We start from the raw sequence: 700 nt of genomic DNA, 5'->3' as shown, positions 1-700 counted from the left end.
AAACAGACAGGGGCGGCCGGCGAGCGGCCCATTGGTGCAAGGCGAACCGCGGCGAGGTTCGCCCCGAGTTTTGAGCTAAGGAGCGACGATGGCCCAGACCCAGACTTTCAATGGCCGCAGACGCGTACGCAAGTTCTTCGGGAAGATCCCGGAAGTTGCGGAGATGCCGAACCTGATCGAGGTTCAGAAGGCATCCTATGACCAGTTCCTGATGGTGGACGAGCCCAAGGGCGGGCGTCCGGACGAGGGGCTGCAGGCTGTTTTCAAGTCGGTCTTCCCGATCTCCGATTTTTCCGGCTCCTCGATGCTGGAATTCGTGAAGTATGAGTTCGAAGGACCGAAATTCGACGTCGACGAATGCCGTCAGCGCGACCTGACCTATGCTGCGCCGCTGAAGGTGACGCTGCGCCTCATCGTGTTCGATATCGATGAGGATACCGGCGCGAAGTCGATCAAGGACATCAAGGAGCAGGACGTCTATATGGGCGACATGCCGCTCATGACGTCGAACGGCACCTTCATCGTCAACGGCACCGAGCGCGTCATCGTCTCGCAGATGCACCGTTCGCCGGGCGTCTTCTTCGACCACGACAAGGGCAAGTCGCACTCGTCGGGCAAGCTTCTGTTTGCCGCGCGCGTCATCCCCTATCGCGGCTCGTGGCTCGACATCGAGTTCGATTCCAAGGACGTGGTCCACGCC

1 pseudogene is annotated in these 700 nt (G+C 60.3%); it reads left to right on the top strand.

Annotated features, from left to right (window positions below):
• Window positions 1–88: 88 nt before the first annotated feature.
• Window positions 89–700: pseudogene (locus tag EOA60_RS35795) on the top strand (DNA-directed RNA polymerase subunit beta); the annotation flags it as partial.

This window comes from Mesorhizobium sp. M1A.F.Ca.IN.020.06.1.1, assembly GCF_004023265.1.
Lineage (GTDB): Bacteria > Pseudomonadota > Alphaproteobacteria > Rhizobiales > Rhizobiaceae > Mesorhizobium.
The sequence above is the reverse complement of the archived record's forward strand: the minus strand, read 5'-3'. Positions and strand labels throughout refer to the sequence as shown.